19 protein-coding genes and 1 other RNA gene are annotated in these 18474 nt (G+C 66.7%); 6 read left to right on the forward strand and 14 right to left on the reverse strand.

Annotated features, from left to right (window positions below):
• Positions 1-56: 56 nt before the first annotated feature.
• The 5 genes from M5E06_RS03195 to efp form a co-directional block, all read right to left on the reverse strand.
• Positions 57-1451 carry a peptidoglycan -binding protein gene (locus tag M5E06_RS03195; RefSeq protein ID WP_252137134.1) on the reverse strand — a complete coding sequence of 465 codons (1395 nt, stop codon included), beginning with the start codon at positions 1449-1451 and terminating at the stop codon, positions 57-59.
• Between the two features lie 35 nt (positions 1452-1486).
• Positions 1487-2680, reverse strand: a complete 1194-nt coding sequence (locus M5E06_RS03200; RefSeq protein WP_109154969.1) for a flagellar motor protein MotA — start codon at positions 2678-2680, stop codon at positions 1487-1489.
• Between the two features lie 64 nt (positions 2681-2744).
• Positions 2745-3554 (reverse strand): OmpA family protein, encoded by an 810-nt coding sequence (locus M5E06_RS03205; RefSeq protein WP_252137135.1) that lies wholly within the window; start codon positions 3552-3554, stop codon positions 2745-2747.
• A gap of 115 nt (positions 3555-3669) precedes the next feature.
• Complete coding sequence (locus tag M5E06_RS03210) at positions 3670-4467, reverse strand: inositol monophosphatase family protein (RefSeq protein ID WP_109154967.1); 798 nt, start codon at positions 4465-4467, stop codon at positions 3670-3672.
• A 97-nt stretch (positions 4468-4564) separates the two neighbouring features.
• Complete coding sequence (gene efp, locus M5E06_RS03215; RefSeq protein WP_252137136.1) at positions 4565-5131, reverse strand: elongation factor P; 567 nt, start codon at positions 5129-5131, stop codon at positions 4565-4567.
• Positions 5132-5479: 348 nt separating this feature from the next.
• Here efp and epmA point away from each other — a divergent pair, with 348 nt between their 5' ends.
• Entirely contained in the window at positions 5480-6562 is a 1083-nt protein-coding gene (gene epmA, locus M5E06_RS03220) for an EF-P lysine aminoacylase EpmA (protein ID WP_252137137.1), read from the forward strand.
• Positions 6563-6718: 156 nt separating this feature from the next.
• On the opposite strand, the gene M5E06_RS03225 is transcribed toward epmA, so the two are convergent.
• The 6 genes from M5E06_RS03225 to M5E06_RS03250 all read right to left on the reverse strand — a co-directional run bounded on the left by M5E06_RS03225 (position 6719) and on the right by M5E06_RS03250 (position 11675).
• Positions 6719-8053: an OmpP1/FadL family transporter gene (locus M5E06_RS03225; RefSeq protein WP_252137138.1), complete on the reverse strand. Its 1335-nt coding sequence runs from the start codon at positions 8051-8053 to the stop codon at positions 6719-6721.
• A gap of 245 nt (positions 8054-8298) precedes the next feature.
• Positions 8299-9105: a TSUP family transporter gene (locus M5E06_RS03230; RefSeq protein WP_252137139.1), complete on the reverse strand. Its 807-nt coding sequence runs from the start codon at positions 9103-9105 to the stop codon at positions 8299-8301.
• Between the two features lie 31 nt (positions 9106-9136).
• Positions 9137-9802, reverse strand: a complete 666-nt coding sequence (thiE, locus tag M5E06_RS03235) for a thiamine phosphate synthase (RefSeq protein ID WP_252137140.1) — start codon at positions 9800-9802, stop codon at positions 9137-9139.
• Positions 9803-9805: 3 nt separating this feature from the next.
• Positions 9806-10735 (reverse strand): class I fructose-bisphosphate aldolase, encoded by a 930-nt coding sequence (locus M5E06_RS03240; protein ID WP_109154962.1) that lies wholly within the window; start codon positions 10733-10735, stop codon positions 9806-9808.
• A 167-nt stretch (positions 10736-10902) separates the two neighbouring features.
• The gene (locus tag M5E06_RS03245) at positions 10903-11139 is read right to left on the reverse strand and encodes a hypothetical protein (protein WP_252137141.1); all 237 of its coding nucleotides are present in this window, start codon (positions 11137-11139) and stop codon (positions 10903-10905) included.
• Between the two features lie 110 nt (positions 11140-11249).
• On the reverse strand, positions 11250-11675 hold the full coding sequence (locus M5E06_RS03250) for a hypothetical protein (protein ID WP_252137142.1): 426 nt from the start codon (positions 11673-11675) through the stop codon (positions 11250-11252).
• A 252-nt stretch (positions 11676-11927) separates the two neighbouring features.
• Here M5E06_RS03250 and M5E06_RS03255 point away from each other — a divergent pair, with 252 nt between their 5' ends.
• Positions 11928-12272 (forward strand): type II toxin-antitoxin system HicB family antitoxin, encoded by a 345-nt coding sequence (locus M5E06_RS03255; RefSeq protein ID WP_085088791.1) that lies wholly within the window; start codon positions 11928-11930, stop codon positions 12270-12272.
• 122 nt (positions 12273-12394) lie between these two features.
• Here M5E06_RS03255 and M5E06_RS03260 read toward each other — a convergent pair whose 3' ends face one another.
• From M5E06_RS03260 to tkt, 3 genes are all read right to left on the reverse strand, one after another.
• Positions 12395-13390 carry an acyltransferase family protein gene (locus M5E06_RS03260; protein WP_252137143.1) on the reverse strand — a complete coding sequence of 332 codons (996 nt, stop codon included), beginning with the start codon at positions 13388-13390 and terminating at the stop codon, positions 12395-12397.
• A gap of 239 nt (positions 13391-13629) precedes the next feature.
• Entirely contained in the window at positions 13630-14637 is a 1008-nt protein-coding gene (gene gap / locus M5E06_RS03265; protein ID WP_252137144.1) for a type I glyceraldehyde-3-phosphate dehydrogenase, read from the reverse strand.
• Between the two features lie 59 nt (positions 14638-14696).
• The gene (gene tkt, locus M5E06_RS03270; protein ID WP_252137145.1) at positions 14697-16691 is read right to left on the reverse strand and encodes a transketolase; all 1995 of its coding nucleotides are present in this window, start codon (positions 16689-16691) and stop codon (positions 14697-14699) included.
• A gap of 398 nt (positions 16692-17089) precedes the next feature.
• On the opposite strand from tkt, the gene M5E06_RS03275 reads away from it, so the two are divergent.
• The 4 genes from M5E06_RS03275 to M5E06_RS03290 all read left to right on the forward strand — a co-directional run bounded on the left by M5E06_RS03275 (position 17090) and on the right by M5E06_RS03290 (position 18419).
• Complete coding sequence (locus tag M5E06_RS03275; protein ID WP_085088803.1) at positions 17090-17314, forward strand: hypothetical protein; 225 nt, start codon at positions 17090-17092, stop codon at positions 17312-17314.
• A gap of 4 nt (positions 17315-17318) precedes the next feature.
• A complete protein-coding gene (locus M5E06_RS03280; protein ID WP_014247204.1) occupies positions 17319-17627 on the forward strand; it encodes a cell division protein ZapA in 309 nt (102 codons plus the stop codon).
• Between the two features lie 14 nt (positions 17628-17641).
• Positions 17642-17805: non-coding RNA, 6S RNA (ssrS, locus tag M5E06_RS03285), on the forward strand.
• Positions 17806-17834: 29 nt separating this feature from the next.
• Positions 17835-18419 carry a 5-formyltetrahydrofolate cyclo-ligase gene (locus M5E06_RS03290; RefSeq protein WP_252137146.1) on the forward strand — a complete coding sequence of 195 codons (585 nt, stop codon included), beginning with the start codon at positions 17835-17837 and terminating at the stop codon, positions 18417-18419.
• Positions 18420-18474 lie beyond the last annotated feature (55 nt).

An 18474-nucleotide genomic window follows, 5' to 3' on the forward strand; every position in this document is an offset into this window, starting at 1 on the left:
GTTTCGACAAGAGCGTCGATACGGAGGAAACAGCCGCTCAGGCGCCGCGGTTCCGGTCAGCGCTGGTCCAGCTTGATCTCGATCCGGCGGTTCTTCGCCAGCGCTTCGTCCGACGTGCCGGGGTCGATGGGCTGGAATTCGCCGAAGGCGGCGGCGGCCAGCCGTTCCGGCGGAATGCCCTGGTCGATCAGGAACTTCACCACCGAGATGGCGCGGGCGGCCGACAGTTCCCAGTTGGAGGCGAACTGGAAGCGCACCGGCTTGATGTCGGTGTGGCCATCCACCCGCAGGACCCAATTCACGTCGGGCGGGATCACCTTGCCGATCTCGATCAGGGTATGGGCGAGGTCGGCCAGCCGTTGCTTGCCGGCCTCCTCCAGCGTCGCCGAGCCTGACGGGAACAGCAGTTCCGACTGGAAGACGAAGCGGTCGCCGACGATCTTCACGTCCGGCCGGTTGCCCAGCGCCTCGCGAACGCGACCGAAGAACTCCGACTTGTAGCGCGCGAGGTCCTGGACCTTGGCGGCGAGCGCCTGATTGAGCCGGGCGCCCAGTTCCGCGATCTGCACCTTCTGCTCGGCCGAGGACTTTTCCGACGCCTCTAGTGCCGCGCCGATGCGGGCGAGCTGCTCACGCAGAGCCAGAAGCTGCTGGTTCAGCAGGTCGATCTGCTGCTTGCTCTTGGTCCCCTCCGCCTTCTCGCCGGTGAGGGAAGCCATCAGGTCGCGGATGCGGATGTCGCGCTGCTCCAGATCCTTCTGGGCCTGGGTTTGGCTGTCGGCCAGTTGCGATTCCAGCGCCTTAAGCCGGATGTCGCGCTGGTCGATCTCCTTCTGCGCCAGCATCGTCTTCTCGTTGGCGGAGGCCAGTTCGGACTCCAGCGCCTTTGCGCGGTCGCGGGTGGTTCCGAGTTCGGCCAGCAGGGCTTGGCGTTGCTGTTCGGTCAGCTTGGCGGCGGCGACGGCGGCGGCAAATTCGCCCTCCAGCTTCTGCCGGGCCTCGCGCAGGGCCTTGATGTCGGCCTGGAGGCTGAGGATTTCCTTCAGCTTCAGGTCGAGCGTCTCGCGGTCGACACGGACATTGCGCTGCAGCTCTTCCAGCGTGCGGGCAGTGCGGTCGCGGTCCTCCTGAAGCTGGCTCAGCGACAGGGTCATGTCGTCGCGGGCGGCGACGGAGGTCTGCAATTCGGTTGACAGCTGGGTGATGTTGACGCGCAGATCGGCGTTGGCATCCCGCTCCATCGCCAGCAGGTCGTTCATCTCCGCGATCTTGTGATTGAGCGCGGTCAGCTGCTCGTCCCGGCCGGTCAGGGCGGTGGCGAGGTAGAACTGCGCCACGACGAAGACCATCAGCAGGAAGATGACGACCATCACCAGCGACGACAGGGCGTCGACCCAGCCGGGCCAGGCGCTGGCGTCGCGGTGGCCGTTGCGGCGGCTGATGCTGGCCATGGGAACTCCCGGCGTTGGCCTACGGTGTCAGAGTGTCAGCGCTGCTGCTGGTCGGCTTCTTCGGCCAACGCGGCGATGGTGCGGGCCAGCAGCTTGATCTCGCTGCGGATCTCCTGCACCGCCTGGACGCGGCCGTTGGAGGACTCCTCGACGATACGGGCGAGATAGATGTCCATATTGCGCAGATGCTGGCGCGAGGCGTCGTCGAAGCCGCCACCCGCGTTCTCCGCCAGACGGTCGAGCAGGCCCTTCACCTCCAGCTGATTCTCACCCAGACGCAGGAGAAGCTGCTGCTCGGCGCGCATATGGTCGGTCAGGCTCGACAGCCGCTCGGTCAGAGCCATCAGGTTGGCGTTGGCGGCGCGCCGGCCTTCCTCGGCGGTGGCGACGGTGCGCTGCAGGGAGTCCAGATTCTCGGCGGTCTGTTCCAGCAGGGCGGTCAGATAGGCGGAGGCGGCATGGTCGCCCGATTCGAGCCCGCCAGCGGCGCCGCTCGACAGCCGGGTGGCGCTGGACAGCCAGTCCTCAAGGTCCTGGAAGAAGCGGTTGTGGGCCTGGCTGGCCTGGAGTTCCAGGAAGCCCAGCACCAGCGAACCGGCAAGGCCGAACAGCGAGGAGGAGAAGGCGGTGCCCATGCCGACCAGCGGCGCTTCCAGCCCCTGCTGCAGGTGGGAGAACATGGTGCCGACGTCGCCGCCCTGGACCGACAGGCTGCCGATGACGCCGCCGACCGACTGGACCGTGTGCAGCAGGCCCCAGAAGGTGCCGAGCAGGCCGAGGAAGATCAGCAGGCCGATCAGATAGCGCGACAGCTCCCGCGATTCGTCCAGGCGCGAGGCGATTCCGTCCAGCAGCGAGCGCATCGACAACGCCGACAGCGTCAGCCGGCCGCGCCGTTCGCCCAGCATGCGCGCCATCGGCGCCAGCAGCACCGGCTCCTGCAAGGAGGCGGGGGCGACCCCGCTCTGGTACTGCTCCAGCCAAGCCACTTCGGGGCGGAGCATCAGGACTTGCCGGAAAATGAAGGCGATGCCGGCGAGCAGAGTCGCCAGGATGACGCCGTTCAGCGGCGCATTGTTGAGGAAGGCCGAGCGCAGGGCGGGGAACAGCAGGCCAGTCACCGCGCCGACCACGACCAGGAACAGGATCATCCGGGTCAGGAACCGCTCCGGGCGTGTCATGAGGGCGGATACCTCCAGCGGTCGGGTCGTCGGGGTTGTGGCGGTCATGATGCTCCGAAGGGGTGTTCCGATCAGACCTCGCGCACGGGCTGGGCGCTATTCATTAAGGGCGCTATTCATTCAGAAAGACTGCATCGATCCGGTCGGGCGGCCCATCTCCGTCGTCCAGGCCCAATGCGCGGACATCGACGCGGGTGCTGCGGATCCCGAAGGCCGTCAGCCGCTCGCGCAACGCCAACGCCCGGGCCAGTGCCAGCTGCCGCGCCTCGCGCGCCGTGTCGGCGGTGCCGCTGGCGTAGGAGCGCAGTTGGAGCCTCGCGGTGTCGCTAGCGCGCAGCCGTTCGACGATCCGGTCGACCACGGCGTCTGCCGCATCCGGCAGATTGGTGGCGCCAGTGGGGAACACAAGGCTCAAAACGCTCGAAGGTGGCAGGTTAGCCGCAGGAGGTGCCGCATCCGGAGGAGGGGGCAGTGCGGCGGTGTCGGTTCGCGGCGCGGTCGGCGGCTGACCGGGCGCCGGGGCAGCGGGTGTTTGGGCGGCAGGTGCCTGGGCGGCAGGTGCCTGGACAGCGGGTTGCTGCGGCTGGGCCGCCGTCGGCGCCGTCCTCGGAGCCGGTTCGGTCCGGGCGGTGGCGCGCGGCGCCGGCTGGGCCGGACCTTCCGTCAGGGCGGGCGGAGGCGGGGCCTCCAGCGGCTGCGGCAGGACGAGTCGCGGCGGCGCCTTGACCGGCGGCGGGGTGCGAAGGTTGGGGCGGGGCGGCACGGACAGCGGAACCGCGTTTTCCAACGTCAGTCCGGCGGAAGACTGTGCCGGGCCGTTGGCCGGAGCCGCCGCCGACAGGGCAGCCGGAAAGAGCGTCCAGACCGCGCACAGCGCGGCGGCGGCAAGGTGCTTGCGGTCGGCGTGTCCCCAGCGGCCCAAAACGATGTGTCCCGTTAAACCTTTGTCCTGCAAACCATAGCCTATCGATCGCTCCAGCCACAACCACCCATCCGCCATTCCCGTGCGGGAAGGCGGAGGATGGGCAGGGCAGGGGTCAGCCCTTGGCGGATTTCAACAGGCGGGCGACCGGGACCTGGAGATGGCTGTTGGCGGCGAGCACGTTGCCGGTGAAGACCGGGTTGCGGCCGCCCTCGATCTCGCCGACGAAACCGCCGGCTTCGGTGACCATCAGCACGCCGGCGGCGCAGTCCCACGGCGCCAGACCGCGTTCCCAATAGGCGTCGAACCGGCCGGCGGCGGTGTAGGCGAGGTCGAGCGAGGCGGCGCCGAAGCGGCGGATGCCCGCGACCTCCTTCATCACTGCTTCCTGTTCCTTCAGGAAGGTGGCGTGGTCGCCGCGGCCCTTGAAGGGGATGCCGGTGGCGATCACGCAATCCTCCAGCTTGCGGCGTTCCGACACGCGCAGGCGGGTGTGGTTGACGAAGGCGCCGGCACCCTTCTCGGCCCAGAACAGCTGGTCGCCGATGGGGGCGTAGATCACGCCGGCGACGATCTCGCCATTGCGCTCGGCGGCGATGGAGATCGCCCAGTGCGGCAGGCCGTGCAGGAAGTTGGTGGTGCCGTCGAGCGGATCGACGATCCAGCGCGCCTCGGCATCGCTGCCCTTGGACGCGCCGCTCTCCTCCATCAGGAAACCGAATTCGGGCCGCGCCTTCTGCAGTTCCTCGCGCAGGGTGCGTTCGGCCTTCAGATCGGCGGCGGACACGAAGTCCGCAGGCCCCTTGCGCGACACCTGGAGGTGTTCGACCTCGCCGAAGTCGCGGACGAGACCGCGGGCTGCCTTTTCGGCGGCGCGGACCATGACGTTGATGAGAGCGGAGCGGGTGGCCATGGGTGTTGGTGTACCGTTTCGTGCAGGAACCAGAAAACAATACACCGGCCTCCGCGCATGGCGAAGACCGGTGATGGCAGAACCGACCTGGGAAGGATCAGTCCTTCGCGCGCTCGACGTATTCGCCGGTGGCGGTATCGACGACGACGCGAGTCCCGGCCTCGATGTGCGGCGGAACCAGGATCGACACGCCGTTCTCCAGCTTGGCCGGCTTGTAGGACGAAGAAGCCGTCTGGCCCTTCACCACCGGGTCGGATTCGGTGATCAGCAGCGTGACCTTGCCGGGGATCTCGACGCCCAGCGGCGAGCCTTCATGGCTCTGCACCGTGACTTCCATGCCGTCCTGCAGGAAGACGGCCGGCTCGCCGATGATGTCGCGGGGGATGGAGACCTGTTCGAAGCTTTCCTTATCCATGAAGGTGAAGCTGTCACCTTCTGCGAAGAGGAAGGTCATCTCATGCTCGTCCAGGCGAGCGCGCTCAACGGTCTCCTGGGTGCGGAACCGCTCGATCGACTTGTTGCCGGTGCGAACGTCCTTCATTTCCAGCTGGATGAAGGCGCCGCCCTTACCAGGCTGCACGATGGCGGTTTTGGTGATGACCCAGAGCTTACCGTTGTGCTCCAGCACATGGCCGGGGCGCATCGTGTTGGCATTGACCTTCATGGCGTACTCGTGAATTCCAGAATCAGGGCGGCGCGGACCCTACCAGCTTGACCGCCCATAGGCAACGGCGCGGAACGGTAACAGCGTGCGATCCGGGCGATTGGCGGACGATTCTTCGCCGGTTCGTGGTGCAGTACTTTAGAATCTATCCAGGAACGAGACGTTTGGAACGTTTTTGCCGACCCTGTTCAGTGTTCCATCCCTCCCAACCGCGCGGTTCGGCGGCGATGGGGCGAGTTTACCACGGCAGCCCGCTGTGACCAATGCCAAGCCGACTTGAGTACGCCGCCCGTGGGTGCTCTGATGCGCACGCACCCCTTTCGACCGTCCATCAAGAGCGCGCCCTTCATGTCCGCCCCGATCCGATCCGCCTCGATTCCCTCTGGCGACCTTCCCCCCTGGCATCCCGAGGCTTTGGCCCGCCGCCGCCCCTATCTGGCGGCGCGCGGCCGGGTGCTGAACGCCGTCCGCCGCGTGTTCGAGGAGTTGGCCTTCGTCGAGGTCGACACGCCGGCCCTGCAGGTCTCGCCGGGGATGGAGCCGCATCTCCAGGCCTTCGCCACCGAGCTGCAGGGGCCGCATCCCGACGACCGCCGGCCGCTGTACCTGCACACCAGTCCCGAATTCGCCATGAAGAAGCTGCTGGTCGCGGGCGTGCCGCGGCTTTGGCAACTGGCGCATGTCTACCGCAACGGCGAGCGGTCGGGGACCCATGCGCCGGAATTCTCGATGCTGGAATGGTATCGCGCCGGAGACGGCTATCGCACGCTGATCGACGATTGCCGCGAGCTGCTGTGCGCCGGCGCCGAAGCAGGCGGGCGGCGGACGTTCAGCTTCCGTGGCATGACCTGCGATCCCTTCGCGCCATGGCGGGTGCTGACCGTGCCGGAGGCGTTCCGGGAGTATGCCGGCATCGACCTGATGGCGACCTATGACGGCAGCCACGATCCCGACCCGGCGGCGCTGGCGGTGGAGGCGGCGCGTATCGGCATCGCCCCCCATCACGGCGACCGTTGGGAGGACATCGTCTTCCGCATCATGTTCGACCGCATCGAACCGCATCTGGGCGAGGGCGTGCCCTGCGTGCTGACCGACTATCCGCTGTGCATGGCGGCGCTGTCGCGGCCGAAGCCGGAAGACCCCCGACTGGCCGAACGGTTCGAGCTGTATGCCTGCGGGCTGGAACTGGCGAACGCCTTTGGCGAACTGACCGATCCGGCGGTGCAGCGCGCCCGCTTCGAGGCGGACATGGCGTTGAAGGAGAGGCTCTATGGCGAGCGCTTCCCGGTGGACGAGGATTTCCTCGCCGCGCTGGAGCACGGCATGCCGCAGAGCAGCGGCATCGCCATGGGCTTCGACCGGCTGGCGATGCTGTGCAGCGGGGCCGAGAGTATCGAGCAGGTGCTTTGGCTGCCGGTGGCGGGATTTTGAGGGGATGGAATCTCCTTCTCCCCCCCGGGAGAAAGCCGGGGTGAGGGGGATGCACATGCCGGATTTCCTTGAAAATCCTCGCTATGCGTCCCCCTCACCCTAACCCTCTCCCCGGGGGGGAGAGGGGATCTTTGGTAGGGGAGGGGGTAGGTTCCCTTAGAACGTGAACTTCGCCTGCAGGCCGATCAGGTCGATGCTGCTCTTGTAGTCCACATTCAGGTTGCCGCGGCCGGCTTCGGCGCCGGTCAGGTCGTCGGTAAGGGCGACCGAGGTCTTCGGGATGAAGACGTGCGAATAGGCGGCGTCGACGCGCAGGCTGTTGGTGACCTGATAGCCGGCGCCGACCGACAGCCAGTAGCGGTTCTGCTCCGGAATGCGGGGCGTGCGGTAATCGACGTCGACCGACCCCTTGTCGAAGGCGATACCACCGCGCAGCGTCAGCTTGTCGGTCACCTTGTAGGAGGTGCCGAGCGCGTAATACCAGCTGTCCTTCCAATGCTCTTCCGTGACGGAGGTGAGCGCCGGGTTGGCGATGTTGACGCGCAGTTCCTTGAAGCGCGACCAGTTGGTCCACTGCACGTCGGCCATCACCGCCCAGCGGTCGTTGACCTCGTGGTACAGGCCGATGGAGGCGATGTCCGGCGTGGTCAGGTCGGCGCTGGCGCTCTGGGCGGGCAGGGCGCCGGCGAGCGGGGCCGGCAGGCCGGTGAAGGAGATGTCGCCGGTCAGCGTGTGCTTGACCGCCGAGCGGTAGGCGAGGCCGACGCGGGTTCCCTTCACCGGTTCGATCAGGGCGCCGAGCGTGAAGCCCCAGCCCCAATCGTCACCGGTCACATCGCTCTTGACGTCGAGCGCGCCGGGACGGCCGAGGCGGCTGGCGCCGAAGTCGGAGGCCTGCGACAGCTTGGCCTTGGCATACTGAATTTGAACGCCGCCGCCGATGGTGATCATCGGGTTGATGCGGTAGGACACCGACGGCGCGAAATTATAGGTGCGCAGGTCGGACCGGATGCCGTGATAGCGGCCGATCCAGCTGTCGCCATAGTCGGTGACCAGACCCCAGGGGCCATTCGCAGACAGGCCGACCTTCAGGTCGTCGCTGATCGAATAGATGAAGTAACCGGCCGGAACCAGGGCATCCTGCGCGATGTCGCCGGGCGATGCGTTGCCGCTGATCGCGGTGCCGCCCAGCCGCCGGGCGCGGGTGGCGCTGGCGCCGTCGACCTTCGACTTCACGATGACACCGGTGGCGGTCTGCACCAATTCGGTTCCGGTCACCAGACCCATGGTGGCCGGATTGTAGAACATCGAGCTGGCATCGCCGTTGCCGCCGGCGGTCACGCCGGCATAGGAGGTGCCCTGGCCCGATACGCTCTGCTCCTTCAACGCGAAACCGGCGGCAAGCGCGGTCGAGGCGGTCACGAACGGTGCGGTCACCGCGATGGCGGCAGCGGCGGTCAGCAGGCGTGTCTTGAGCGTCGTCGGAGACATGGTTCCTTCCCCAAATTGTGTTATTGACGCAATGATACACAAACTGACGCTTACGTAAAGGGGCGCGCACCACTTTTTGTTGGCTCGGTAAACAATTTTCCGAACCCGGGTGGAAAGCGGCAGTGGAAAAGAAGGGCACGCACAGGAGAATGCCGCCAGCCGGCGGGGGGTAACCCGGCCGGGGCGCGATGGTGCGGCGAATTGTCTTAGGCGATAACCTAAAGAGGGCCGGCGGGTGACGGCCGTCAGGCGATCCAGGCGGCGGCAGCGGCGAACAGTTCGCGCAGGATGTTGTGCTCGTCGGTCCACACCAGCTTGGCGGTGATGACGATGGAGGCGACCACCAGCATCGGACGCACGACTCGGGCGCCGTTGCGGATCACCATGTGGGCGCCGAGCTGGGCGCCGATATACTGTCCGACCCCCATCAGCAGCCCGACCGTCCACAACACGTGGCCGCCGACGATGAAGAACAGCAGCGAGGCGACATTGCTGGTCAGGTTCAGCACCTTGGTGTGGGCGGTCGCCTTGCGCAGGTTGTGGCCCAGCAGCGAGACGAAGGCGATGGCGAAGAAGGTGCCGGTGCCCGGCCCGAAGAAGCCGTCGTAGAAGCCGATGCCGGTGCCGATGCTGAGCGCGAAGGCATGTTCGCCGATGCGCTGGTGGGCGTCGACGTCGCCGGCCTTGGGCGACAGCAGCAGATAGATGGCAATGCCGATCAGCAGGATCGGGATGACGTCGCGCAGGAATCCGGCGTCCAGCATCTGCACCAGGGTGGCGCCGATGGCGGCGCCGATGAAGGTGCAGAGGATCATCGTGCGCATGGCGCCGGGATGGACCTCGCCGCGGCGGACGAACTTGATGGTGGCGGACAGCGAGCCGAAGCTGGACTGCAGCTTGTTGGTGGCCAGCGCCTCGGCCGGGGACATGCCCGCGGCCAGCAGGGCCGGAATGGTCAGCAGACCGCCGCCGCCGGCGATTGCATCGACGAAGCCTGCCAGCAGGCCGACGGCGAACAGGATGCCCAGCGACTCGGGCGTCAGAAGGTCCATGATTTTGGGGACGTCCAGGTAATCGGCCGGCCTAGCCGGCGAGTGCGGCCTCGATGGCTGCGTTCAGCGCCCGGACTCCGGCGCCGGGACCCTGCGGATGGCCCCAGACGGCGTTGACCACGGCCAGGAAATCGGCGCCCGCGGTGACCAGCGGCGCGCAATTCTCGGCGGTGATGCCGCCGATGGCGACACAGGGGACCTCCATCAGCTCCGACCACCAGCTCAGCAGCTCCGGCTCGGCCTTGTATTCGGCCGTCTTGGTGCTGGTGGGGAAGAAGGCGCCGAAAGCGATGTAGTCCGCCCCTTCCTCGCCGGCGATCATGGCGAGATGGCGGCTGTCGTGGCAGGTGACGCCGACGATGGCGTCGTTGCCGACGATCTTGCGGGCATCGCGATAGGGGGTGTCGGTCTGGCCGACATGGACGCCGTCGCAGCCGGCCTCCCGCGCGAGGCGCGGATGGTCATTCAGGATGAAGGCGACCTCACGCTCCTGTGCGATCGGGCGCAGGATGTCGCAGGCGCGGCGGATGTCGTCCTCTGAGCAGTCCTTGAGGCGGAGCTGCACGCAGGCGACGTCGCCGGCATCCAGCGCTTCCTCCAGAAGCGGCGCGAACGCCGCCGGCTCCAGGGCCGGCGGCGTCACGAGGTACAGTCGGCAGGCGGCAGGTTCCGCCTGCGTCGGCTTTCCCTTGGCCAAGTGTTACTCCCGGCCCTGGTAGATCTTCATGATCCGGTCGAGCAGCTTGAGGGCATCCTCGCGCGGGCGCTGGAAGGCGTTGCGGCCGATGATCGAGCCGTTGCCGCCGCCGTCACGGATGGCGCGGGCGTCCTCGAACACCGCATCCTCGCCCTTGGTGGCGCCGCCGGAGAAGACCACGATGCGGCGGCCGTTGAAGGCGCACTGCATGATGTGCTTCACGCGCTCGGCCTGGGTGGCGATCGGGATGTTCTTCGACTCGTAGACCTTCTTGGCTTCCGGCTGCTCCAGATGGGCCGACGGCAGCTTCACCTTGATGATATGGGCGCCCAGCAGAGCGGCCATGTGCGCGGCGTAGCCGATCACGTCGATGGCCAGCTCGCCGTCCTTGGTGACGGCGCCGCCGCGCGGGTAGGACCACAGCACGGTGGCGAGGCCGTAGGACTTGGCCTCCTTCGACAGCTCACGGAACTCCTCGTACTGGGAGTACATGGCGTCGGAGCCGGGATAGATGGTGAAGCCGATGGCCGAGGCGCCGATGCGCAGCGCGTCCTGGACCGAGGCGGTGACGGCCTGGTCGGCGGCTTCCTTCTGGGTGGACAGCGAGTTGGCGCTGTTCATCTTCAGGATCAGCGGGATCGACCCGGCGAAGGTGCCGGCGCCGGCCTCCAGCGAGCCCAGGGGGGCGGCGTAGGCGTTGCAGCCTGCGTCGATGGCCAGCTGGTAGTGGTAGTGCGGGTCATAGCCCGGCTCGTTCGGGCCGAAGCTGCGGGCCGGACCATGCTCGAAGCCCTGGTCGACCGGCAGGATCACCAGCTTGCCGGTGCCGCCGAGCTTGCCTTCCATCAGGATGCGGGCGAGGTTCGCCTTGGTGCCGGGATTGTCGCTCTCGTAGTTGGCGAGAATGTCTTTGACGCGGCGCGTGAGCTTCATTGTGGCTCTTCCCCTGGGGCATTCTTGGAAATGGCGCCGTCTTAGCCCGGATTGGCCCGCTTTGCAACGGCGGGAGGGGCATAAAGCGGCCATTTGCCACGCCTGAACGGCCTAGGGCCTGCGGCGGGGGGAAACCCGCGGGGGGTGGAACGGCTCGGCCGGAGGGGTTACGGCAGAAGAGAACTGACCACGGTGTAGAGGCCGTATCCGGCCCCGCCCAGCACCGCCCAGGAGCCGGCGGTCAGCCCGACCCAGACGGCGACCAGCCGCAGACCGCGCATCTTCTCCGGCCGGGGAGTCGGACTGTTCCCCATCCGGTCGGATGCCCGGCCGTTTGCGGCCTGCCCCGGATGGTGCGGTTGCGCGATGGTCTGATCCGGCGTGGTCAGGGAGGTGATGCTCATGGGTGGCTCTTCCGGCATCGGAGGGAGGGTGCTGTGTCACAAAAATATCCTAAGGTGACGTTACACCACCTTTGCGCGGTGAGGCTGTGCGAAAAAGCGGTAGTCCGGACCTAACCCTCGGCATGACTTTCGGTCCAACCGTTGGCCTGTGTCAGCCAGTCGCGGCATAGCGCCTCCAGCAGGACCGGCCGGGTGGAGCCATGACTTTCGGCGGCAAGGTCGAGCAGGGATGGGCAGGCGGTCAGCAGCACGGCGCCGTGGGCTGCGCCGATGGCCGCCAAGCGGTCCGCCGCTGCCGTTCCGCCGGTGAACAGCAGGGCCGGCACCCCGGCGGCCAACGCCCCCTGCGCCTCGCCGGCGCGGTCGCCGCAGTCGAGCAGGCCGGTCACCCCCAGGCCGGGGTGGGCCCGGCGCACCCGTCCGATCAGGCCGAGCAGCCACAGCGCCCCGCCCGCCGGCGGCGCCATCAGGGCGAGGGCGACACCGGTCGAGTCGGCGATGGCGGCGGCCACCAGCGCGTCGGCGAGGCCGCGCACCAGGATGGGTCGGAGGAGGGGCGGGGGGATTTGCGGGGCGGCGGTCATGGGCGGCGGCGGGGCGGGGCAGGGTGGCGGCTGGGCGGACACTCTAGCGGTGGGTGCGATGGGGCTCCAGCCTTCAGCCGGTTGAGAGAATTGAGGCAGGTCAAACCCTGCGATCGCGGTCCCGGAGTATGGTCAGTCACAACGGACAGCAGGCCGGGGCACCGGCGTCCGTTTCATTGGAATACCTCCCCCGGGAATGCCGCGATGATGGAATACAAGGGTTACAAGGCCCAGATCGACTTCGACAACGACGCGGGCGTCTTTGTCGGCGAGGTCATCAACACCCACGACGGCATCACCTTTTCCGGCCGCTCTGTGGACGAATTGCGCGACTCCTTCCGGCGGGCGGTCGACGATTACCTCGATCTGTCCTGCGATATGGGGGGCGAGGGCGAACAACCCTTTTCCGGACGGCTGGCCATCCGCATCAACCCGATCCTGCACCGCGCCGTCGCCGACTGCGCCGCGCGGGAGGGCAAGAGCGTGTCGGCCTGGATCGCCGAGTGTCTGGGCCGTGCCGCCGGCGTGACCAATGTGAAGGCCGGATGAAAACGGCTGTGTGGCGGCATCCCGGTGTCTTGACGGCATCGAAGGCTGTTCGCCCCTCCTTGCGATACTCCGTCAATGGACGTGTTGTGACGCCATAGCCCCGCCCCAATCAGGATATTGCCTCAGGATGTGGCCATGCAGGCTTTGGAGAGCCGGTGTGCCAGTTGGTGGGAGGGGCGCTCGACGAGCAGGAAGAAAGCAGCCGTGACCGCGATGATCGCCGCGATTTGAGCGGCCCACACCGCCAGGGGGTGGGAACCGGCAAGGGCTTGCTTAACCAGGGTCATAGTCGGGAAATGGACGAGATACAGTGAGAACGCGAAGGAGCCGATGGCGGCCGGAATTAGAGGTTGGCCGATCCGCGCGAATCGATGCAGTTCGCGCCCCAGCCACAGATAGGCATATAGGGCGAATGCATTCATGGTGATGGGAGCCCCGATCTTGATCGGCGCATGCACCATGACCAATGTGGCGGCGAATGTCAGAATCCAAGCGCCGCACCGCCAGTAAATTAGCCCCGTGACGCTTCCGGAAGTTTCCGTAGCAGTCATCCGGTCTGCGAGCAGACAGCCCAAAAGCCAACTTGGCAGCCACACCAGCCATGTGAACGGGCCCATTGCCCATGGGTAGAGCGGGAAGTCGAAAACCGCGATCACGATGACCGCAACCAGATAGGCGGTCGTGATGCAGGCGGGAATTCCAAATCGGCGGAACAGACGATGCAGAACTGGATAAGCGAGGTAGAAGGCCAGTTCGCAATACAGGCTCCATAGCACCGCTTGATAGCATTCTGGCGCGGAACCGCCCAATAGCCCAACGATGGCGCCGCCAGCCAGCAAAGGAAGGCCAACGCGGAGCATACGGCGGGTCAGATAAGGCGCAAGTTCGATACGATGCGCATGGCGGTGCGGCAGGTGAATGCACATGCCGGAAATAAGGAAGAATACCACCACCGCAGCGACGCCGTTGAACGCCATGTTGTTCAAGGCGGTAACAAAGAGCGTTGGCAGGCTTTCCTTGCCCAACATTTCCCTGAGGGGAAGATTGGCGCCGTGGGAGAGAGCGACCCACACAGCCGCGATGAAACGAAGAACATCGAGACCAATGATGCGGCGCACGCGCGGCTCCTGTCCATTCACCTCCGTGGCCAATTCAATCGGCAGACTAATCTGCGTGGTATGCGGGCCTGGAGATGGACTGCAATAAAAATTCGGGAGTTAATGCAATGAAGTTTAACGTGGCAGAAAATTACAGATCAAATCTTTGAAAACAGCCGCCCCAGATCGTCAGGCCAATCACCAGAAATTATGATGGTCTTGGCCAAATTCACTGGGGCAGCAATTTTGTGTCTGAGATTTTACTTGGCGTTCGCCATGGCGACGGCGGTGTCGCTCATGCGGTTGGAGAAGCCCCACTCGTTGTCGTACCAGGTCATGATGCGGACGAAGTTGCCGTCGATGACCTTGGTCTCGTTCAGCGCGAAGATCGAGCTGTGCGGGTCGTGGTTGAAGTCGGTCGACACCAGATCTTCGGTGTAGGCCTCCAGCACGCCCTTCAGCGGGCCGTTGGCGGCATCGGAGATCGCCTTGGTGATCTCTTCGACCGAGGTGGCGCGCTTGGCGGTGAACTTGAAGTCGACGACCGAGACGTTCGGGGTCGGGACGCGCATGGCGGTGCCGTCCAGCTTGCCCTTCAGCTCCGGCAGAACCTTGCCGACCGCCTTGGCCGCACCGGTCGAGGTCGGGATCATGTTCAGGGCAGCAGCGCGGGCGCGGTGCAGGTCCTTGTGGTTGGTGTCGACGATCCGCTGGTCACCCGTGTAGGAGTGGATCGTGGTCATGAAGCCCTTTTCGATGCCGACCAGATTGTTCAGCACGAAGGCCACCGGGGCCAGGCAGTTGGTGGTGCAGGAGGCGTTCGAGACGATCTTGTGCTCGGCGGTCAGCTTGTCATGGTTGACGCCGTAGACGACCGTGATGTCCTCGTCGGTGGCCGGGGCCGAGATCAGGACCTTCTGCGCACCGGCTTCCAGATGCTTGGCGGCGTCGGCGCGCTTGGTGAAGATGCCCGAGCATTCCATGGCGATCTCGACGCCCAGATCCTTCCACGGCAGCTTGGCCGGGTCACGCTCCTGCACGACCTTGATGGAGTGGCCGTTGACGATCAGCACGCCCTCGCCCGTCTCGATGGTGCCGGGGAAGCGGCCGTGGACGCTGTCGTACTTCAGCAGGTGCGCGTTGGCCTTCAGATCGGCGAGGTCGTTGATCGCCACGACCTCCACGTCCTTGCGGCCGCTCTCGTAGATGGCGCGCAGAACCAGACGGCCGATGCGGCCAAAACCGTTGATCGCTACCCGTACAGCCATGACTTCCTCCAGTTGGATATGGGGCGCCCGAATTCTGCTGGACGCCCCTTCGGCTTCTCTCAGAGACGCGCCTTAACGGCGTCCACGACTGCTTCGGCGGTGATGCCGAAGTGCTTGTACAGTTCCTGGTACGGCGCCGATTCGCCGAAGCCGGCCATGCCGACGAAGGCGCCCTTGTCGCCCAGCCAGCGGTCCCAGCCCAGACGGATCGCCGCCTCGACGCCGACGCGCACGCCGGTGCCGAGGACGGAAGCCTTGTAAGCGTCGTCCTGACGCTCGAACAGTTCCCAACTCGGCATAGACACAACGGCGGTGCCGATGCCCTGGGCCTGCAGGGCCTTGCGGGCCTCCATCGCCAGCGACACTTCCGAACCCGTGGCGAGGATGGTCGCCTTGCGCTCGCCCTCGGCCTCGGCCAGGACGTAGGCGCCGCGGGCGGACAGGTTCTCGGCGGTGTGCTCGGTGCGCAGGGTCGGGACGTTCTGACGGGTCAGCGCCAGGACCGACGGGCTGCCGGTGGCCTCAAGCGCGATCTGCCAGCATTCGGCGGTCTCGACCGCGTCGGCCGGGCGCAGGACCAGCAGGTTCGGGATGGCGCGGAGCGCCGCCAGATGTTCGACCGGCTGGTGGGTCGGGCCGTCTTCGCCGAGGCCGATCGAGTCGTGGGTCATCACGAAGATGGTGCGCTGCTTCATCAGCGAGGCCAGACGGATCGACGGACGGCAATAGTCGGCGAACTGCATGAAGGTGCCGCCGTAGGGGATGATGCCGCCATGCAGCGTCATGCCGTTCATCAGCGTCGCCATGCCGTGCTCGCGCACGCCGTAGCGGACGTAACGGCCGGCGAACTCGCCCTTGCCCTTCACGTCGGCGGTGTTCTTGACCTTGGTGTTGTTCGACGGCGTCAGGTCGGCGGAGCCGCCGATCAGCTCATGGATCGCCGGGACCAGAACCTCCAGCGTGTTGCCGGAGGCGACGCGGGTCGCCCAGCTCGGCTTCTCGGCGCTGACCTTCTGCTTGAAGGCGACGATGGTGTCGGTGAGTGCGGACGGAACGCCGCGGCCGAAGGCTTCGTCGAACGCCTTGCCGGCACCCTCGGTCAGGGTGGCGCGGCGGCCGGCCCAGGCGGCGTAGGCGTCGGCGCTGCGGCTGCCCGCGGTGCGCCAGGCCGACAGAACCTCGTCGGGAACGACGAAGGGCTCATGGGTCCAGCCGATGGCGGTGCGGGTCGCGGCGACCTCGTCGGCGCCCAGCGGCGAGCCGTGGCAGCCGTGGGTGTTGGCCTTGTTCGGCGCACCCTTGCCGATGATGGTGCGGCAGGCGATCAGCGTCGGCTTGTCGGTGGATGTGCGGGCCTGGGCGATGGCCTTCGACACCGCGTCGGTGTCGTGGCCGTCGACGGCGATGGTGTTCCAGCCGTAGGAGCGGAAGCGCGCCTGGGTGTTGTCGGTGAAGCTGAGGTCGGTCGAGCCGTCGATGGAGATGTGGTTGTCGTCCCACAGCACGATCAGGCGGTTCAGCCCGAGATGGCCGGCCAGCGAGCAGGCCTCGTGGCTGACGCCCTCCATCAGGTCACCGTCCGAGGCGATGACGTAGGTGTAATGGTCGATTAGCTCGTCGCCGAAGCGGGCGTTGGTGATCCGCTCCGCCAGCGCCATGCCGACGGCGGTGGAGACGCCCTGGCCGAGCGGACCGGTGGTCATCTCGATGCCCAGGCTGGGATCGACTTCCGGGTGGCCGGGGGTCAGGCTGCCCAGCTGGCGGAAGCGCTTGATCTCGTCGATGGTCATCCGCTCGTAGCCGGTCAGGTAGGCCAGCGAGTAGATCAGCATCGACCCGTGGCCGGCCGACAGCACGAAGCGGTCGCGGTCGGGCCAGGACGGGTTCTTCGGATCGAACTTCAGGTACTGGGTGAACAGGACCGTGGCGACGTCGGCCATGCCCATCGGCATGCCCGGGTGGCCGGACTTCGCGGCCTCGACCGCGTCCATGGAGAGCGCGCGGATCGCGCTGGCCATCGTGTGGAGGGAGGGCTGGGCGGAGGCAGCGGACATCTGGCGTTTCCTGCGGAGTCGGGCGCGGTTGCGGCGTCGGCAACGGACGTTGCGCGGTCGCCCCGAAAGGCGCCGCGAAACGGGCGCACCATGCAGAACCGCCGTCCGCAGGTCAACATGGGAATGGGGTAGGAAATGGTATGGCAGAGGCCCCTCTTCCGTGTGGGAAGCGCGCCGTCCGGCTTTGTTTCGTCACTGTTGCATCCGCTGCGGCCTTCCGTCACGCCCCGGTATTCCGTATGGGCATTCGGTGGAAGAGTCCGTCGTGACGGTTGACGCGGTCGGCGTGCCGGCCCAACTCTAGGCGCTCCGATAAGGCAGCGGTTCGGCTTGGCGACAGCCGGGGCGGGACCGATGCCCGGCGAACATGACGTGCCCACAGGTCGAGGTTGACGTCCATGGATTCCCTGAAAGCCGCTCTCGACCGTCTCGGCCGCGCCGTGGACCGGCTGGAACATGCCGCGACGGCCCGCGATGAGCGGGTGGTCCGGCGCGAACAGGACTTGTCGCAGGCGCTGGAAACCGCGCGGGCGGACCGGGCGACCGCCCAGGCCACCGCAGAGGCGGTGTCCCAGCGGCTGGAGGTCGCCATCGCCCGACTGCAACAAGTGCTGGAGAGCTGACGCCATGGCCCAGGTCGATATCGAAGTGAACGGCCGCTTCTATCGCATGCTGTGCGAGGACGGTCAGGAAGCGCGTCTGCGGGAACTGGCGGCCTATGTCGACGACCGGCTGCGCCGGCTGACCGGCGGCGGGCGCAGTGGGTCGGAGGCGCAGATGATGCTGATGACCTGTCTGGTGCTGGCCGACGAGCTGCAGGACGTGATGTCCGGCAAGGGCATCGCCCCCGCCGTGGACGAGGGCGCGGTGGTCGGCGAACTCGATCGTGTGGCAAAACGCATCGAAGAGGTTGCCGCGCGGCTCGAGCGCGCCTAGATTGGTACACGGAAGGACCGCTGCCTGGTTCGACAGGCTGCAATAATCCCCAGGGCCGATAACCTTGATCTCTAGGGAGCTGTCCCTGTCCGGCCCATTGGGCCGGGTACACGGCGCCCACCTGCTCATGCAGGCCATGGAGGATAGGCACATGGCCACCGGCCGAGGCGGCGCCTTCCACCCTCTTCTTCCCGCACGCAGTCCGCGATGACCGATCCGCAAGCCAAGGACGCCGCCCGACGCGAGGCGCGCGCCCGGCGCGACGCCATCGCCGACTCCGACCGCTCCCTCGCCTCGACCGCCGTGCGCGACCGTATCGCCGAACTGGCGCGCGGCGGCCATCTGCCGCGCGGCGACGCCGGGGGGTATTGGCCGCTCGGCTCGGAACTCGACGCGCGGCCGGCTTTGCTCCATCTTAAGAAACTTGGTCACTCCGTCGGCCTGCCGGTGTCGGGGCCGCGCGGCACCGCCCTGGTCTTCCGCGACTGGGACCCGCAGGCGCAGACGGTGGTCGGCCGTTACGGCATCCGGGAGCCGGCGGAGGGGCGCGCGGTGCTGCGGCCGTCTCTGCTGCTGGTGCCGCTGCTGGCCTTCGACCGCTCCGGCCATCGGCTGGGCTATGGCGCCGGCTATTATGACCGGACGCTGGATGCCCTGCGCGACGGCGGCGCGGTGATCGCGGTCGGCGTGGCCTTCGCCGCGCAGGAAATGCCGGCGGTGCCGGTGGACGGCCATGACGAGCGGCTGGACTGGATCGTGACGGAGCGCGAGACGCTCCGCATTCGTAAGTGAGCTATAGCTCCGAGCGTTTAATATGAAACGCAGGGAGCTATAGTTTTGTGTTTGA

Origin of the sequence: Azospirillum sp. A1-3 (assembly GCF_023806445.1) — a bacterium.
GTDB lineage: Bacteria > Pseudomonadota > Alphaproteobacteria > Azospirillales > Azospirillaceae > Azospirillum.

Bases quoted from the DNA above. Each gene is read 5' to 3' on its own strand.
- tkt (WP_252137145.1), bottom strand. From the start codon at position 16,691: ATGTCCGCTGCCTCCGCCCAGCCCTCCCTCCACACGATGGCCAGCGCG.
- M5E06_RS03275 (WP_085088803.1), top strand. From the start codon at position 17,090: ATGGATTCCCTGAAAGCCGCTCTCGACCGTCTCGGCCGCGCCGTGGAC.
- M5E06_RS03200 (WP_109154969.1), bottom strand. From the start codon at position 2,680: ATGACCGCCACAACCCCGACGACCCGACCGCTGGAGGTATCCGCCCTC.
- M5E06_RS03195 (WP_252137134.1), bottom strand. From the start codon at position 1,451: ATGGCCAGCATCAGCCGCCGCAACGGCCACCGCGACGCCAGCGCCTGG.
- M5E06_RS03280 (WP_014247204.1), top strand. From the start codon at position 17,319: ATGGCCCAGGTCGATATCGAAGTGAACGGCCGCTTCTATCGCATGCTG.
- gap (WP_252137144.1), bottom strand. From the start codon at position 14,637: ATGGCTGTACGGGTAGCGATCAACGGTTTTGGCCGCATCGGCCGTCTG.
- M5E06_RS03240 (WP_109154962.1), bottom strand. From the start codon at position 10,735: ATGAAGCTCACGCGCCGCGTCAAAGACATTCTCGCCAACTACGAGAGC.
- M5E06_RS03225 (WP_252137138.1), bottom strand. From the start codon at position 8,053: ATGTCTCCGACGACGCTCAAGACACGCCTGCTGACCGCCGCTGCCGCC.
- M5E06_RS03255 (WP_085088791.1), top strand. From the start codon at position 11,928: ATGATGGAATACAAGGGTTACAAGGCCCAGATCGACTTCGACAACGAC.
- M5E06_RS03230 (WP_252137139.1), bottom strand. From the start codon at position 9,105: ATGGACCTTCTGACGCCCGAGTCGCTGGGCATCCTGTTCGCCGTCGGC.
- efp (WP_252137136.1), bottom strand. From the start codon at position 5,131: ATGAAGGTCAATGCCAACACGATGCGCCCCGGCCATGTGCTGGAGCAC.
- M5E06_RS03290 (WP_252137146.1), top strand. From the start codon at position 17,835: ATGACCGATCCGCAAGCCAAGGACGCCGCCCGACGCGAGGCGCGCGCC.
- M5E06_RS03210 (WP_109154967.1), bottom strand. From the start codon at position 4,467: ATGGCCACCCGCTCCGCTCTCATCAACGTCATGGTCCGCGCCGCCGAA.
- M5E06_RS03245 (WP_252137141.1), bottom strand. From the start codon at position 11,139: ATGAGCATCACCTCCCTGACCACGCCGGATCAGACCATCGCGCAACCG.
- epmA (WP_252137137.1), top strand. From the start codon at position 5,480: ATGTCCGCCCCGATCCGATCCGCCTCGATTCCCTCTGGCGACCTTCCC.